The sequence below is a fragment of the Cupriavidus necator genome, assembly GCF_013141915.1.
GTDB classification, from domain to species: domain Bacteria; phylum Pseudomonadota; class Gammaproteobacteria; order Burkholderiales; family Burkholderiaceae; genus Cupriavidus; species Cupriavidus necator_B.
Map to the genome: position 1 here is coordinate 95,144 of NZ_SROX01000003.1, position 15,595 is coordinate 110,738.

Consider the following 15,595-nt stretch of genomic DNA (forward strand, 5'->3'; position numbering starts at 1 on the left):
TGGGCGTCAGTTTTGACGTCGCTTGACCATCGGCACCACGTCGGAATCGCCCAGCCGCGACCGTAGCATGGCATTCTCAGCGAGCAATACCTCGTTGATCGATGCCAGCCGACTCACATCCGAGCGGAGGTTTGCAATCTCCTGCCGAAGCTCACGAGTTTTGTCACGTGCCGCCTTTAGCTCCAGTTGCTTTGCGTTGCGCTGAGCGCGACTGTCGCGACCTTGGGCTAGTCGAATGGCTTCAGCGATCTTGGGGTAGTGGTTGTGGATGAGCGGACCGGTCACCCCAGCCTCTTCGGCAACTGCGCTGATGGTAAGCTTCTTCGCCTTGGTGTGGCGAGCACGACCTTGCTGGATTCGAAACATCGCCAGGCGTAGATCCTTCTCGCGCTGATCTGCTGGCTTGCGTTGTTTGCTCATGGCGCGGCAGACTCCGAATTGTCCCCCTGACTCAGGGTCACCAACACATCGCGACAACGCTGCATGTCTCGGCGGACCAGATTTCGTCCGCCTTCGCCGATGTCATCACAGGCTAGCACCTCCTGCAGATGATCATGGAGGCCCCGATAGAGCGGAGCGTACTCTGGCCCGATGACCGCGTTATTGCAGCCGCTGCAACGCGTGCGCTCTAGATCATTGCCGACACACCGGTTATCGTCGGCTGTGCACCACGCATGCCCGTTGCTGCGGATGGACGTACTTTCCGCCAACGACCGAACCATCTGGCGGTGGTCTTTGAAAATGGTCACGGCCTGGCCGCCCCGCCAGGACACGATATTTCGACCGTATCCACCGGCTAGGGCGGTGCCGGGTCGCAGCCAGCCTTCCACGACTTCATTCTTGATGTCGTCGAGTTCAGTCTGGATCTCGGCGTAGAGGGCAATCTCCTGTGACTCGTTGAGAGCGTAGCCTAGCGTCATGTCCATCGACCAATGCTTGAAGTGTGATCGTAAGTACCGCAGGTCTCCGAACTGACTCCGGGCGGCATAGCTTGCGAACTTCCGGCGAAAGTGATGGCTGGCCAAGTCCCAATCCAAGCCGCAATTCTGCGCAAACGATTTCAACGCCTTGTTCCACGCCCCTAGTGACATCGTGCGCACCTGGTTGCCTCTGTTCGGCGTCATGGCCACGAAGACGGCGTTCATATGCAGTTGCGCCTCGGCAAGCTCAGGGTCCAGGGGGTTCTGCGAACGAAGAGCTTCGATCTCGGCCTCGATCACGGCCCGATAGGGAGCAGACCACCGCTCCATCACCTTCAGCGCAGTCACAACCGCCTCAGGAACCATCCACTCTGCGCGGCCTTCGCCTGTCTTGGTGGATTGCGAACGCATCCAGTTGTAAGTCCGGGGCTCACCCTTGTCGTCTGCGGCCGCCTCCGTGGCGTAGCAGGCTCCCCTTTGGACAAAGCCGAGTTCATGGTTGCGGCACCCGGAAAGGCTCGCCACGACGATGTAGCAGGCGGTGCGCAGTTCGATCACCGCCTTGTTGAACTCCCACATGTCCGCCCAGCCCCGACTTCGGACGAAAATACCCTCGGCCGGTGTCTTCCCGCCGGCCGCCTGCCGCAGGATCAAGATCTCATCGCGGACATCAAGAAGATCATCGGCTGCTTCAACCAATGACCAGGCGCGCTGAAAGAGAGTGGTGAACACATCGTCCGGCATAAGCGGGGTCTTGCCTCCCCGAAACCCCGTTCCTTGACCGGTCAGACCGGCCAAGTGGGTGGCCGACGTGCCGGCCCAAGGATGGTCAGGCATTACATCCCTCGTGTACTGACTCAACTCATGGAGCGCCTCGACAGCGCCGTATAGCTGTCCAAGCGAGGAGGCTTTCAGCAGTTCTCCCGCTCTGGCGGAACCTTGCCGCTGGCGATGCTGTCTGCAGAAGTCAACGAACAGCGAGCACGCGAAGGGCGTGACATCGGCCAGCCTAGTGATGTTCAATCGCACCAAGTGCTGCAGGAATGACTTGGCGTCCACAAGGAGCTTCGTCACGGCGCGAGGCGACGGCCTTTTCTTTCCCTCGCGTCCGCGGCGCATGTAGTGCCACAAGATCGCCTTCATCGTGGCCCGCCAGCCCGCGGGTATGGCGTTGAAGTCTACGTACTGTTCCGACGCTCCCTTGTTCGTAGGCTGCCCGACGAGCCGCCACTTTGGGTCGCCGTACCGGCTGAGGATGACCACCTTGCCGTTGATCGTGCAAGTCGAGATGATGGTGGCGGCGAGGTTGTCCTGATCAAGGATTGGCTGGCCGACAGGCTCCTGGTCCAGCGCTCTTCTGGCTAGGGACATCACGCCAGTGAATTCAATTCGTTGATGATTGTGGGGCTGGCCCAGAGGGGGTGAGGATCGTGTCGTGCCCGTTCTCGGGCGGCATTCACCTGCTCAGGCTTGAACAACTTGCGGCGAAGGCCGGCTTGGATGACGTCGCGGTCGATCAGACGAGGGATGTGGGCAAGGTGGTGGTCCCAGCGGCGCTTATCCACGCGCGGGCGCTCGCGCAAGATCCGAAAGTAAAACGAGAACAACCGCCATAGGTCATCGCCGGTGACGACGTAGTTGCGGCAGCGAAGACAGTTCAGAAAGCTTTGGCAAAGGTCGCCGTTTCGTTTTGGGGCATACTCGCCGGCGGTGGTGTCCGAGCACCGGCCAACCGGCGTTCGTTCAGTGGCACCGAGGGTGTTTGTCAAAAGCTCCTCGACCAGCACCAGGCCCATGAAGCGCCAGTTTTTGCGGGCATCTTCGCTAGGTCGCAGGTAGTTGCGCATGGTGACGACGAGTGAGTTCCCAGCCGCGGTCGCGGTGGCGACGACATCGCCGTCCAGAATCTCGTACACGCGGTTGACGAAGGTCTTGCGCAGCCGGCTGACGTTGATCCGCATCGGCTCGCCGTCATCGCCCCGGAGGTCGTACGTCCTGACCAGCTTTTTGATTGCCTCTTCGAGGGTGCCGTGCGTCAGTGCGCTGACGCGACTTTCACTGTCCCTACTTCGTCGATACAGCCATACTCGATCACGAATGTCTTCCGGCGCCTCACGGCGCAGGCCAGCCGTCAGCGCAAGAACGCGGCGAATCAACCCAGCTACCGTGGAGCGCAGTGTCGGCGTAGATTCCACAACACGCATCACGGAATTGGATGCGCGCAGCGCCACCTTGGTGGAGGAGTAACCTCGGCGCTTGAACACGACCAGAAACTCTATTCCTTCCTTTGGATGCGCGCGCAGGCAGTTCATCGGCATCTCTAGCAATGGCGTGGTGTTCCGACCCGTGTGCAAGGCTACGACCAGCAGGGCATAGGCTGCTAGTGTTGCCGTGGGTTCTGCGTCCTCTCCAAACAGTGGCTGCACCGCCGTCCTCACGGCAAGCGTGAAGGCCTTCTTCTCGGTGGCAGATAGCGGGCGCTCCCCTTTGCCTCCGCGTGTCGAGCCGGGGAAGGGGTTGCTGGGGAACGTGGCTTCACTGCCGCGTTCGATCACGTGGACCAGTCCTCGCCGTCCCAAGGCCTGCAAGACGGACTTGGTATAGCTGTACGCCGTTCGCTGCGAGTCCGTGGCGATGCCTTGGTCTCGGAGAAAGAGCAGGTAGCTATCTATGGTGTCGCGGGTGATGTCGGTCAGGCGCATCGGTCGGCCGTTTGCGGTGCCGAGCATGGTTAGGTGCGTCAAAAATCTCGCGAGGCCTAGTTTGCAGTAGCCCACGACAGTCGTCACCTGGACGTCTGAGTCCTGCTTGCCGAGGAAGCGCTCAACCTGCCGCTGACAGGCATAGGTGATCGGGTCAATGCCGACGCCGTACCAAGGGGCGAACTCGAATGTCCGGAGCCTGGTGGTGTTCCGTCCGAATCTCACTTCAGTGCAGCTCGGAGGCATTGCTGCCGCGGTGATGACGATCCTCCCCTCAGCATCGCGCTCATGCTCTATCTGAGGAATTGTCAGATCCGTCTTGAAGAAGGTCTTACGCTTGCCCATTCAGCGCATCCGCCAGGTCATTGAGTTCGTCGTCGTACGCCAGCACAGCCTCGTCAGCCAATTCATTGACCAGATGCAGGTACACCATCGTGGTCTGCACTGAGGCGTGGCCCAACTGCTGCTTCAGAAACACCAGGGGTTCGATTCGGCTTCGGTCGCGGACCCGCTGGAGCGAGACGAGGGTGTGAGTCGCGTACGTATGGCGCAGAAGGTGAGCCCACACGCGAACGCCGGCCTTCCTGCCGATCTCCTTGATAATACGATTCAGACTTTTTCCATCGTCCGTAAACCGCTCGCCGAACTGATTGAGGAACAGCGCCTTTTGCGGCGCCCCGCTTAGCGAGGAGCGCAGGCCGCGCTCATGGATTGCGTAGTGGTTCAGGTCCTTCATCAGCCGCCGGCCGATGTAGATTGAGCGCGGCTTGTTGCCTTTGGTCTGCATCCCTTGGCCATCCTCAGGATCAAGGTGGACACGGATGTTGCGCTCTGGCCGTCCGGCAAGGTCTGGATCGAAGACATAGGCGCGCGGGAAGGAGGCCAGTTCCTCCCGGCGCAGGCCAGAGCCCACGGCAAGCCTAATAATCATGCGATGATGAGGGTTAGCGGCTGCAGTCAATAGGGCATGGACTTGTGTGAGGGTGAGATATTGAGGCAGGTCCTTGCGAGCCCTCGGCATCACATCGCGCACGGCTTTCGTTCCGCCACTTCCATCGGCATGCGCGAGAAAGCCCCCCGTACGCATCGTTCGTCGCGTCTCATAGCCAAAAGGAAGCTGCTTGATCCAGCCCCTCTGCTGTGCGAAGGAATAGAACTCGCACACGTATAAGAGACGGTTCCGTACAGTATTGCGTTGGAGACCCGCAGTTTTGAAGCAGTAGTCTCGATAGGCGGCGAGCAGCGTTTTTTTCTCTCCGCGATCTACGTCGTCCCAACGCAGGTCGTGCGCCTGAAGGAAGCTGAAGTAGTCGTAAAGAGAACGCCCTGTCGGTTCCCAAGAATTACGCGAGCCGATAGCACCGCGGAGCAGGTAGTGGCGCAGGAATTCGTTGGCTTCCGCGCAGCTCTCCATGCTGTCCCATAGGAGGATTGGGAAGCCGGGGTAGGGCCGCCCGCCCATAACAAGATCCTCAGTCGATGCGACAAGACGCATCAGAGCTGCTTGGCCTTCAACACTGCTACGGCGCGCTTGAAGTCGAGCCGCATCAGGTGCATTACCAGATCGACCGCACCTCCACCGCCTCGGTTCGCACGTGTATCTAGGAACCGGGGTCCCGTGCACAGGATTTCGTAGTCCACGCCGTCCACGTTCGCGTGCCAGCGAGTTGTGCCATGGCTCTGCCGTGGTCTAAATTGCCCATCCTGCTTGGCGTATTCAGCAACTGCACGAAGGACCACGACCGCCTCCAGTCTTCGCCAGCGCGCGAGAGTGAAGTTATCCACAACCCTCCGACCCATTTTTCCCTCCCCCGCGCCCCCACCGGCTACTCGTCTTGGAAAGACTAGTAAAATTCCTAACAGATACAAGGTTCCAGAACAACGCCAGACGCGACAATTTGAAGAAGGCATGGCGACAGCTATACGGCTATCGACACGGCATCATGATCGTCAATGCTTTCTACGAAAATGTCGCACGGCATCGGATGGAGCAGCGAGAGCTGGCACCTGGCGAGCAGCAAGAGAGCGTGGTTTTGGAGTTCAGGCCCGAGCCGCAGCAGGACATGTTGGTGGCGTGTCTATGGTCGATCAGCAAAGGAGGAGAGGGCGAGGCCGATCTCTATTCCTTCGCTGCCATTACCGACGAGCCGCCCGCTGAGGTGTCGGCCGCAGGGCATGATCGTTGTATCGTGCCAGTCAAGCCCGAGCATGTGGAAGCCTGGTTGAATCCCGACGCGAAGAACTTGGCCGCGCTCGATGCAATCCTGGACGACCGGAACCAGCCCTACTACGAGCACCGGTTGGCAGCGTAGGGAACGAAGAATCCCGATTCCATGTCGTAGAATCGCTCACCTCCTGGCAACTCAGGGTCATTGATGCGTGTTGGCCGACCGATACCTGCTCCTCCTCAGCCCCTCTGCGATTACTGCGGCGGGAAGGCGGTTCTTGCCCGCGTGGGAGAAGAGGCATACCCGTATTTGGAGGACCACGGGCCTGTGTGGATCTGCTCCCCGTGCCAGGCGTGGATCGGCGTGCGTGCGCGAAGCAAGCAACACACCCCGCTTGGAAGATTGGCCGACGCGGCATTGCGCGAAAAGAAGAGCCGACTGCACGATGCCCTCGATCCGTTGGTCACTGCGAAGATGCGGCGCGACGGTGTCAATGCCTTTGAGGCGAGGGGCAAGGCAATGAAGTGGCTGATTGCATCGCTCCGCATTCCAGTCGACAGTCCCAGCATCCATGCCCTTTCGCTTGAGCAGTGCGAACAGGCCATCCAATGCATCGCCGAGTTCCAGGCCTCACGTGGGCGAGAGCCTTCGGGTTCCTGATGAGGGCAACGAGGATACTGTTAGCAGAAATTCCTGCTCGCGGTGTCCAGGGATCCAAGCATGGGCGACAAGTCGACAAAGCGTTGCGCGATCAGGTGCCGCACCTCGCCTTCGCATTGCCACTGGCCATAGACACCGAGTAGGGAGGCCGTCAATACCTCGCGTCGGTACTTCTCCATCACGGACGGCCAGACGATGACGCTGACGGTACCGGTCTCGTCCTCCAATGACAAGAAGACCACGCCATTCGCCGTGCTCGGCCGCTGCCGTACGGTCACGATTCCGCAGCCACGGGCAATCTGCCGCGTCGCGTAGGTGGCAAGCACGTCGGCGGGCACAAAGCGCAATGCAGCAAGCTTGTGGCGGAGCAGGGCAAGCGGGTGGCGGTTCAGCGTGAGGCCGAGCGAGCGATAGTCGCTGACGATCTCCTCGCCTTCCGTTGGCTGTGAGAGTTCGGGCATTGGCTCGTCCAGATCCGCGGGCCGCAGCAGATCCTTGTCAGGTACCGCTGCAGCCGCCTGCCACATCGCCTGGCGTCGACTACCCGTAAGGCCAATCAACGCATTGCCAGCGGCCAGTACATTGACATCGTGCCGGTCTAGCGACGCTCTGCGAGCAAGAACCTTGACGGAGGCGAAGGGCCGGAGTGCGCGTGCCGTTTCGATGCGTTCGGCCGCTTCGCGGCGCATGCCCCTCAGCTGCGAGAGGCCCAGGCGTACAGCCAGCACCGAGCCTTCATGACTTTCCAGGCTGGCGTCCCAGCCACTCACTGTCACATCAACAGGAAGAACCGTGACGCCATGGCGCTTGGCGTCCTGCACCAGCTGGGATGGCGTGTAGAAGCCCATCGGCTGGCTATTCAGCATGGCGCAGAGGAAGGCGTCAGGCTCGTGGCACTTGAGCCACGCACTCGCGTAGACGAGAAGTGCGAAGCTTGCTGCATGGCTTTCCGGAAAGCCGTACTCGCCGAAGCCCTGGATCTGCCGGAAGATGCTCTCCGCGAACTCCAGATCGTAGCCGCGCTCGAGCATGCCCGTCACGATGCGTTCGTGGTATCGCTCCAACCCACCTTTTCGCTTCCAGGCGGCCATGGCGCGACGCAGTTGATCCGCTTCCCCAGCTGAGAAGCCTGCCGCCAGCATGGCTACCTGCATCACCTGTTCCTGAAAGATCGGTACACCCAGCGTGCGGGACAGGGCTTGCTCCATCTCCGGGCTCGGATAGCTGACCGGCTCCAAGCCCTGCCGGCGACGCAGGTAGGGATGCACCATGCCACCCTGAACCGGGCCCGGCCGAACGATCGCCACTTCGATGACGAGGTCATAGAAGGTGCGCGGCTTCAAGCGGGGCAGCATCGACATCTGGGCGCGCGACTCAATCTGGAACACGCCCACCGTATCCGCCCGCGAAATCATCTCGTAGGTCTTCGGATCTTCCGCTGGAATGTCCTGCAGCTCAAAGGCTTCTCCGCGTTGTTGCGTCACCAGATCCAGGGCTCGCCGGATCGCAGACAGCATGCCGAGCGCGAGGACATCAACCTTGAGCAACCCCAAGGCGTCAAGGTCGTCCTTGTCCCACTGGATCACGCTGCGATCGGCCATGGCCGCGTTCTCGATTGGCACCAGCCTGGAAAGCTTGCCACGCGCGAGCACAAAACCTCCTGTGTGCTGGGAGAGATGCCGCGGGAAGCCAAGCAGCGACACGGCCATGTGTGCCCAGCGTTGGGACAATGCCGCTTCCGTATCCACGCCGCTTTCGCCAAAACGCTTAAGGAGATCCGCTTTGCTGTCGAACCAATGGTGAGATTTCGCGACCAGGTCGACGATCGCGGGATCCACACCTAATGCCTTGCCTGTGTCGCGCAGCGCGCTGCGAGGCCGGTAGGTGGTCACCGCGGCAGCCAGTGCCGCGCGGTCCCTCCCGTACTTGCGATACAGGTACTGGATCACCTCCTCGCGGCGCTGATGCTCGAAGTCGACGTCGATATCGGGCGGCTCGGCGCGCTCTTTTGAAATGAACCGCTCGAACAGCAGGTTGCCGCGTGCCGGGTCAACTTCGGTAATGCCGAGACAGTAGCAGACGGCGGAATTGGCTGCGGACCCGCGACCCTGGCAGAGAATGCCGTTGGAGCGGGCGAACCGCACGATGTCGTAGACCGTCAGGAAATAGGGTTCATACGACATGTCGCGGATCAGTGCGAATTCATGTTCGAGTTGCTGCTGGACGGCAAGGGGGATGCCGTCCGGATAGCGACGGTGCGCGCCGACATAGGCTTCGCCCCGCAGATAGTCGGACGGCGTGACGCCATCCGGCACCACTTCTTCGGGATACTCGTAACGGAGCTCGTCCAGCGAAAATTGACACAGGTTTGCAATGTGGACCGACTCCGTCAGGTAGCGGTGCGGGTAAATGTTGGCGAGTCGCAAGCGGGAGCGCAGGTGCTGCTCGGCGTTAGGCAGGAGGTCATACCCACATTCGGGAACCGGGCGATGCACACGGATGGCAGTCAGCACGTCATGCATCGGCTTGCGCGAGCGTACGTGCATGGTGACGTTGCCAGTGGCGACGATGCGCAGGTGATGTCGCGCCGCGGCCGCTTCGACCGTGCCGCGGTGGATATCGTCCATCGGCTTGTAGAGCAGGCTCAATCCCATCCACGCCCTGCCAGCAAAAGTCGCGCTCACCCATGCCGATTGCGCCTCCAGCTTCTCGGCCGCCACGCCATAGTCCGGCGTGAACACGATCAAGCAATCTGGCAGCCCCTTCAGATGCTCGGACGGCGCTTCGGGCGCGGCCAAGTCGCGTGGGGTCAGCACATAGGAACCCTTGGCGGCGCGCATGCGCGCGAGCGTGATCAGTTCGCACAAGTTGCCATAACCTTCGCGGTTACGGGCAAGCGCAAGGAATGAGAGCGCGGGAGAGCCGTCGGCGTTCTGCAGCCGGAACCAGGCGCCAATTACAAGGCGAAGGCCGGCATTCCTGGCCTCTGTGTGGGCACGAACGATGCCCGCTAGCGAGCACTCGTCCGTGATGGCGAGCGCGTGGTAGCCCAACTGAGCGGCGCGCTCAGCGAGCTCTTCCGGCCGTGAGGCGCCGGCGAGGAAGGAGAAGTTGGAGCGGCAGTGCAGTTCCGCGTAGGCGGGCAGACCTGCCTTGGCGTTGATGTCCATGGTTTTCAGCCGAAGAGGCCATGCAGATACCACCGAGCCTCATCGCCTTCTCGGCTGCCCATGCGTTCCTGAAAGATCCAGTAGCAGGTGTGGTCCTTCGCCTCCGCAACGAAATAGTCGCGTGTCACCAGCTGGCCGCCCCACCAGCCCGACTCGATGCGCTCAGGCGGTGAGACGATACGCAGTGGCGATCCGTAGAAGGGACGGTGGTCGCGTTCAATCAGCGGCACCGGCTTGCCGAGCAGCCAAACAGGACGTGGCAGGCCTGCGGGCAACGTTGCGCTGGGCGGCTTGTCAGTGGCAGACTGCCAGCTGTTGGCGACTTCCGGGCGGTAGTCTGCACGCAAGCACGGTTGGCGGACATTGTCAGCGCCGAGGCGTGCCACCAGCAACTCAAGCAGGCGTGCATGGTCCGCCGGCGTGCCGCCCGGTTCTGGAAACAATGAATCGCTGGGGGGTGCCACCGGCTCGGTCTCGATGGCAGACACCGCGACGGCAATCATCGGCGCCTCGACAGTCAGCCGCGTCAGACGCTCTTTGAGCAGGCGAACCAAATGCTCTTCATGCCAGTTGGGCTCGGCCAGCGCAATCTCAATCTTCGTTGGTGCGATGGCAGCGGGGCCGCGCTCGTGGCGCAGTTCGACCGCAAACCGCTTGATGGCCAGGTGCCGGGCGGTTAGCCAGCCGACCATCTGTACCAGCAAGCCGCGAGTGTAGGCAAGGGCGGACTCAGCGTTGTCCATCCTATCCGGAAGATCCACCGCGGCGTCAAACGATGGGGGAGCTTCGACCCATTCGAAGACTTCAGGTGCTTCCCCATGGGCGCGATCCAACGCCTCAAGGATGGCGGCGCCGCATCGGCGCTGCAGGCCTGCGCGCGGCAGCCGGCGCAGGTCTCCTAGCGTCCGACAGCCGAGTCCGTCCAGCCACTCATCAAACGGCCGCGCCGCCGGCAGGATCGCAACGGGGATGCCGACCAGCGCTCGCACCAATGTGGGCATACTTAATGCCGTTCCGCCACCAGAGCGCGCAAGTAGCCAAGCGCCTTCGGCGGTTGGTGCGCATCCCGCGACAGGACTGAACCCCATTGCCCTGACGGCCGCCAGCATCCGTTGCCGCAGCTTGCGGACGCCGCCGAATAGTCGCAGCGTGGTGCTGATGTCGACAAGCACCGCCGCCTCCTCGGACGCAGCGACATTGGGCGAGAACTGCAGCATCGCCATCATGACACGCTCGAGCGCCGCCAGTTCTGCGCAACCATCGCGGTCAAAGAGAATGGTCTGCGGTGCGATCGTCTGTACGCCACCGCGGCGCATTGCCGGCTTCACGCCGGCCGCAATGGCCAGCGGCGACGCCATATGCACGCGCTCCCTGTCCAGGACAGCAACCGCTAGCTCAGTGGACCAGTTCGGTCGGAATACTTCGAGGGGCAGGGACGACAGGCGCAGGCAGATCCACAGGCGCAGCATGGCGATACAACAGAATGGGGGAGGGCTGCAGCGCTATGTGGAGCGGCGATTCCTGCTGCGGGCCTCGACGCTTAACGAACTGCACACGAATTCCGTCCGATGCGGGCTCCAATGTCAGGCGCAGCGGCGCCGGCGAGGCATCGCGTGCACAGGCCGTCGGACGAACCACGAAGAAAAGGACATCGGAGGCTTGGGCGGCAAGATGCAGACGCCGAAGCGCATCGTTACGCAGGTGCGACTGCCAAAAGACGAGCGCTCCGCAGGTCCCGGCGCGCAAGATCTGCTCCGCGGCCCACAGGGCGTCAGCGGTGTGCCGGGTTTCGATCCAGAGAGTCTGCGCGGACGGGACGCCCCAGTTGGCGAGCGCCAACGCTTGAGGCGCGTGCGGCGGTGCCAGAAGCGCGACAGGGCGGTTCGAGCGCGCGACGAGAGCAGGGCGTAGCAAGCGCAACTCGCCGATACCCGGCTGGCGCTGCAGCAACTCCGTCAGGCAACCGATCGGCCAGCCGCCGCCCGGAAGCTCCTTGTCGAGCGACGGATACCCGGTTGGAACGGTGCGTGCGTTGCCCCGAGCAAGCTGCGAGGCAAGCCAAAGTGACGGATGAATGGATTCTGGGGCGACGGTTAGCATGGCGAGCTCCTGCCCCCAGTGTACTGTATATTTATACAGTATTCACCTGCATTATCCGTCACATGAGCGGTTCCATCGCGCGATCGCTGCCACCAGCGGCCAACCAGCCCTGTTGCGAAAATCGCATCAGGGCTCGTATAATTTGGGTGTTGCAGGCAAGCGCGGAGCTTGTAGAGGTCGTCGAAAGACGGCAGCCCGTTTTGGGTGGGATCCTCGAATCCGGGGCCTGCAACCGTCTTTTCTCAGTCGTCGCGCACCGCGGCGATCACACGCCGACGCTCCCCATCTTCTGCGTCGCCGCACCAAAACTTCAAGCCGTAGCCGTCCACCTGTCCATTGCGCCGATACAGGTTGCGTGCGAGCATGCGCAGGTATCGGTCTTCCGTCTCCCCATACTGATTTCTGTGGACTGCGTAGAACGCGCTCGTCGCCACGGCGTCGGCGACCTGCAGGCCTGCCAACTGGTCGTGATTCACTGCGCGCACGCCATCAAGGTCGAGGCTGTCCCAATGGATGCGGCAGTCTTCCCGGCCCTGCAGTCGCACAAGGTAATGATGGAGGTCGGCATAGGACATCGCCGATCGGTTCGAGAAAATCAGTTCGGCCTTACCATCACCCTCACCAGGGCGCGCGGTATCCCTGCACAGCCAGCTCACGCGTTCCAGCAAAAGGCGGATCGTGTAGCGGTATAAGGAAAACGCCTCCTGCTGAAAAACCTCCGGGTCGGCGATTGAGGGCTTGTGGACCAGCACATGCACGTGCCGCAGTGGCGCCTCCCCAATCATGCGCGCCAGAGGCACCCGGTGCTCATGCCGCAGGTTGCGAAAATGCAGGGGCGATTTAGCAGGCTTCCTCAGTAGCTCCCTAGCGTTCTTGACGAGTTGCACCATTGCTAGGTCGTTCACAGTGCGAACTACCGTGGCGGACTGGACGAACCACCTCGAACTACCTTGCTCGTTGGGAAGGAACACAAATCCTTCGTCGCCCGACTCGTCGATATAGACGCGAAAGCTGGAGGTCATGCGTGATGCGTTGGTTATATGAGGGTGCCATTATGAGGCACACCAAAGGGCCGGGCTTCAAAATGATCTCGCTATGGACGCTACTTGGCCGGACGGACGTGCCCTATCCGTTGTCGGAAATGGCGGCAGGCGTCTGTAGTGGGCGCCCCGTCACGCCGATCACGATCTGCAACGCGCTGCTGGCGATCAGGGCGAACCGACACTTGTCGATGTCGAAGTCCTTGGTGTCCACGCTGAACAAGGGGTCGGCCATCGGCCTTGTGTGGGCTCATAAATCTGGAAGAATGCGTGGCAGGAGTTTTACTGGCTTGCCCTTCTGGGACTTCTCGAGGGGCGACCAATCTTCTGTTCCTGGGCTGCCACTTCTTATGGCAGAAACGTTCCCCTTCGGACCAGAAAGTCTTTGCAACGGTAGTTGAACGATTGAGCAGTTCCTCCAGCCGCAGCCCTTCCACCACGGTGGTATGGTCTTCGCTGCAGCAGCTCATGGCACAACCTCGCACGGCCTTGCCCTCGATGCAGCCACTCCTCCAGGCGAGTGCCTGGTCGGAGGTCGCGGCGACCGGCGTCGAAGTCGGCGCGCCAGGCTCGTGCGTTTAGAGTGACAGCCAGCGGCTAGAGGCCTTTTGTCGCGGCCTCACGATGAACTTGCGGCCGGCGCTGTCACAATCGCTAACTAATTTGATAGCTTACTTCACGACCTCGAAGCTACGAGCCTCTCTCTGATATAAATGCTAATAATTTCAGTAAGTTAGAAGAAGCGCTTCTATTTGCTGGTCATTTGATAGCGCGTACCGCAGGCCTCCATTTATGGAAAGAAGCCAGGAAGAGGTCCACGCTGCGCTGTTATGTGCGTGCTGTGCCCGGTCGCACTGAATGATTTAACATAAATCTTTTTATGCGAACTACTGGTGTAGCGGCAAAGTTGTAATGTCCGGTTCTAGCAAAGTTGAAATGTCCGCCTGAGGCGCCTGTCCATGGTATTCAGCCTGCCCGGTTGAATGCAATGGAGGATGTCCGGGGATGGCGGGAACCGAGGTCATTACAGTAAGCATGCGTGAGTTAGACAGGCTCAAGATCGTCCAGGCGGTCGTGGATGGTCAGTTGCGGCCCGGGGTGGCTGCCGAACGGTTGGAGATCACGGACCGGCAATTCCGGCGGCTGCTGGAGCGCTATAGGCAAGAAGGCGCATCCGGGCTGGTTTCTCGCCGGCGCGGTCGACCCAGCAACAATCGCATGCCAGCGGACCGCGAATCCGTGGCCCTCGGCCTGATTCGGGAACACTACGCCGACTTCGGCCCGACCCTGGCGGCCGAGAAGCTGCGAGAGCGTCATGGGCTAACGTTGTCCAAAGAAACGATCCGCCGACTGATGACGGTGGCCGGCCTGTGGGTGCCGCGCAAACAGCGGCCGCCGAAGGTCTACCAGCCTCGTAACCGGCGCGCCTGCTATGGCGAACTGATCCAGATCGACGGCAGCGATCACCGCTGGTTTGAGGAGCGCGCCCCAGCCTGCACCCTGCTGGTTTACGTCGACGACGCCACCAGCCAGATCATGGAACTACGCTTTACTCATTCGGAATCCACGTTCACATACTTTGCGGCGACGCGGGCCTATCTGGAGCGCCACGGCAAGCCGGTGGCGTTCTACAGCGACAAGGCCAGCGTTTTTCGGGTCAACAAGAAAGGGGCAACCAGTGGCGACGGCCACACCCAGTTTGCGCGGGCCTTGTTCGAGCTGAACATCGAAGGTATCTGCGCCAACAGCAGCCAGGCAAAAGGCCGTGTCGAGCGGACTCACCTGACCTTGCAGGACCGGTTGGTCAAGGAGTTGCGCCTGCGTGGGATCAACACGATGGAGGCAGCCAATGCCTTCATGGCGGAATTCATCGCCGACTATAACGCGCGCTTTGCCAAGGCGCCGCGCAATGACCACAACGCCCATCGGCCGCTGCGACCCGACGAGAACCTGGATCTCATCTTCGCGTGGCGCGAGCCGCGCTGTGTGTCCAAGAGCCTGACGATTCAGTACGACAAGATGCTCTACCTGCTGGCGGATACGCCAGAGCATCGGAAACTGGCCGGTCGCTATATCGATGTCTATCACTATCCGGACGGCAGAATCGAGCCACGCGCAAATGGCGCCGCCCTGCCCTACACGATTTACGATCGGCTCTCGGAAGTGGATCAAGGCGCGATCGTTGATAACAAGCGCCTGGGGCACGTATTGCAATTAGCGCAATACGTTCAGGAGAAGCGCGACAACACGCGGTCACTCTCTGTGCCTGGCACGGAGGGGGCTCCCCGCAAGCGTGGACGACCGCCCGGCAAGAAGTCGCAGCGCTCGCTGGGCCAGAACGATATGTTGGAAGCGCTGCAACGGTTGCAGCAGCAGCCGTGGCCGCTGAACGGAACGGAGAATTGATTTCAGCTTGACACCTGGAAATTCAAATCCGCCCTGCTGGCATGACGGCCTCACCCTGATCACAACTCTGCCGCTTCAGGCCAGCACCACCGCCCTACGGGAACCCCAAAAAAGACAGAACAAACAAGCTGGACAGACACCGGACAACCGGACATTTTAACTTTGCCGGGACCCGGACATTTCAACTTAGCTTTGACAACTGGTATGTTTTGAAGTGTTGCGCTGTGGCGGCGGTCGGCCACAGTAGTTCAAGGCTTTCCAGGCGATTCTGCGCAACAGATGCGGCGACTACCATCGCGCAACAGCGGGCCATTGGCTTTTTCCTCTGCAAGCCGTCTTTTGACCTTGAAAACCGCTGCATCGGCTCTTGCCAAGGGTCACGCAACACCATCCCGACCCACCAAGAATGCGTCATATGCCGTATAAATC

At 61.0% G+C, this 15,595-nt stretch carries 11 protein-coding genes and 1 pseudogene; 3 read left to right on the top strand and 9 right to left on the bottom strand.

The window, feature by feature from the left end:
* Positions 1-6: 6 nt before the first annotated feature.
* Genes E5S69_RS08275 through E5S69_RS08290 form a run of 4 tightly spaced genes read right to left on the bottom strand, consistent with a single transcriptional unit; the run spans position 7 to position 5,117 of the window.
* Positions 7-420: a hypothetical protein gene (locus E5S69_RS08275; RefSeq protein ID WP_058697657.1), complete on the bottom strand. Its 414-nt coding sequence runs from the start codon at positions 418-420 to the stop codon at positions 7-9.
* Entirely contained in the window at positions 417-2,294 is a 1,878-nt protein-coding gene (locus tag E5S69_RS08280) for an integrase (protein WP_143010704.1), read from the bottom strand. The genes E5S69_RS08275 and E5S69_RS08280 overlap by 4 nt, the downstream gene beginning before the upstream one ends.
* Positions 2,291-3,967, bottom strand: a complete 1,677-nt coding sequence (locus E5S69_RS08285; RefSeq protein WP_058697659.1) for a hypothetical protein — start codon at positions 3,965-3,967, stop codon at positions 2,291-2,293. Before E5S69_RS08285 ends, E5S69_RS08280 begins: the two co-directional genes overlap by 4 nt.
* Positions 3,954-5,117 (bottom strand): tyrosine-type recombinase/integrase, encoded by a 1,164-nt coding sequence (locus E5S69_RS08290; RefSeq protein WP_058697660.1) that lies wholly within the window; start codon positions 5,115-5,117, stop codon positions 3,954-3,956. The genes E5S69_RS08285 and E5S69_RS08290 overlap by 14 nt, the downstream gene beginning before the upstream one ends.
* A gap of 385 nt (positions 5,118-5,502) precedes the next feature.
* On the opposite strand from E5S69_RS08290, the pseudogene E5S69_RS08295 reads away from it, so the two are divergent.
* Both E5S69_RS08295 and E5S69_RS08300 read left to right on the top strand, forming a co-directional pair.
* Positions 5,503-5,934 (top strand): annotated as a pseudogene (locus E5S69_RS08295) (SOS response-associated peptidase family protein); the annotation flags it as partial.
* A gap of 63 nt (positions 5,935-5,997) precedes the next feature.
* Positions 5,998-6,450: a zinc-finger-containing protein gene (locus tag E5S69_RS08300; RefSeq protein ID WP_058697662.1), complete on the top strand. Its 453-nt coding sequence runs from the start codon at positions 5,998-6,000 to the stop codon at positions 6,448-6,450.
* Positions 6,451-6,470: 20 nt separating this feature from the next.
* Here E5S69_RS08300 and E5S69_RS08305 read toward each other — a convergent pair whose 3' ends face one another.
* From E5S69_RS08305 to E5S69_RS08325, 5 genes are all read right to left on the bottom strand, one after another.
* Positions 6,471-9,620 (bottom strand): error-prone DNA polymerase, encoded by a 3,150-nt coding sequence (locus E5S69_RS08305; protein WP_058697663.1) that lies wholly within the window; start codon positions 9,618-9,620, stop codon positions 6,471-6,473.
* Positions 9,621-9,625: 5 nt separating this feature from the next.
* Positions 9,626-11,089 carry a Y-family DNA polymerase gene (locus E5S69_RS08310; RefSeq protein ID WP_058697664.1) on the bottom strand — a complete coding sequence of 488 codons (1,464 nt, stop codon included), beginning with the start codon at positions 11,087-11,089 and terminating at the stop codon, positions 9,626-9,628.
* Entirely contained in the window at positions 11,016-11,720 is a 705-nt protein-coding gene (gene imuA, locus E5S69_RS08315) for a translesion DNA synthesis-associated protein ImuA (protein ID WP_058697665.1), read from the bottom strand. The genes E5S69_RS08310 and imuA overlap by 74 nt, the downstream gene beginning before the upstream one ends.
* 242 nt (positions 11,721-11,962) lie before the next feature.
* Entirely contained in the window at positions 11,963-12,742 is a 780-nt protein-coding gene (locus E5S69_RS08320; RefSeq protein WP_058697666.1) for a DUF3800 domain-containing protein, read from the bottom strand.
* A gap of 103 nt (positions 12,743-12,845) precedes the next feature.
* Positions 12,846-12,995 carry a hypothetical protein gene (locus tag E5S69_RS08325; RefSeq protein ID WP_158577658.1) on the bottom strand — a complete coding sequence of 50 codons (150 nt, stop codon included), beginning with the start codon at positions 12,993-12,995 and terminating at the stop codon, positions 12,846-12,848.
* 770 nt (positions 12,996-13,765) lie between these two features.
* Here E5S69_RS08325 and E5S69_RS08330 point away from each other — a divergent pair.
* Positions 13,766-15,166, top strand: coding sequence for an ISNCY family transposase (locus tag E5S69_RS08330; protein WP_058698950.1), 1,401 nt, complete (start codon positions 13,766-13,768; stop codon positions 15,164-15,166).
* Positions 15,167-15,595 lie beyond the last annotated feature (429 nt).

Excerpts from the sequence above, each read along its gene's own strand:
- E5S69_RS08275 (WP_058697657.1), bottom strand. The coding sequence starts at position 420 with ATGAGCAAACAACGCAAGCCAGCAGATCAGCGCGAGAAGGATCTACGC.
- E5S69_RS08285 (WP_058697659.1), bottom strand. The coding sequence starts at position 3,967 with ATGGGCAAGCGTAAGACCTTCTTCAAGACGGATCTGACAATTCCTCAG.
- E5S69_RS08290 (WP_058697660.1), bottom strand. The coding sequence starts at position 5,117 with ATGCGTCTTGTCGCATCGACTGAGGATCTTGTTATGGGCGGGCGGCCC.
- E5S69_RS08300 (WP_058697662.1), top strand. The coding sequence starts at position 5,998 with ATGCGTGTTGGCCGACCGATACCTGCTCCTCCTCAGCCCCTCTGCGAT.
- E5S69_RS08305 (WP_058697663.1), bottom strand. The coding sequence starts at position 9,620 with ATGGACATCAACGCCAAGGCAGGTCTGCCCGCCTACGCGGAACTGCAC.
- E5S69_RS08310 (WP_058697664.1), bottom strand. The coding sequence starts at position 11,089 with ATGCTGCGCCTGTGGATCTGCCTGCGCCTGTCGTCCCTGCCCCTCGAA.
- imuA (WP_058697665.1), bottom strand. The coding sequence starts at position 11,720 with ATGCTAACCGTCGCCCCAGAATCCATTCATCCGTCACTTTGGCTTGCC.
- E5S69_RS08320 (WP_058697666.1), bottom strand. The coding sequence starts at position 12,742 with ATGACCTCCAGCTTTCGCGTCTATATCGACGAGTCGGGCGACGAAGGA.
- E5S69_RS08325 (WP_158577658.1), bottom strand. The coding sequence starts at position 12,995 with ATGGCCGACCCCTTGTTCAGCGTGGACACCAAGGACTTCGACATCGAC.
- E5S69_RS08330 (WP_058698950.1), top strand. The coding sequence starts at position 13,766 with ATGGCGGGAACCGAGGTCATTACAGTAAGCATGCGTGAGTTAGACAGG.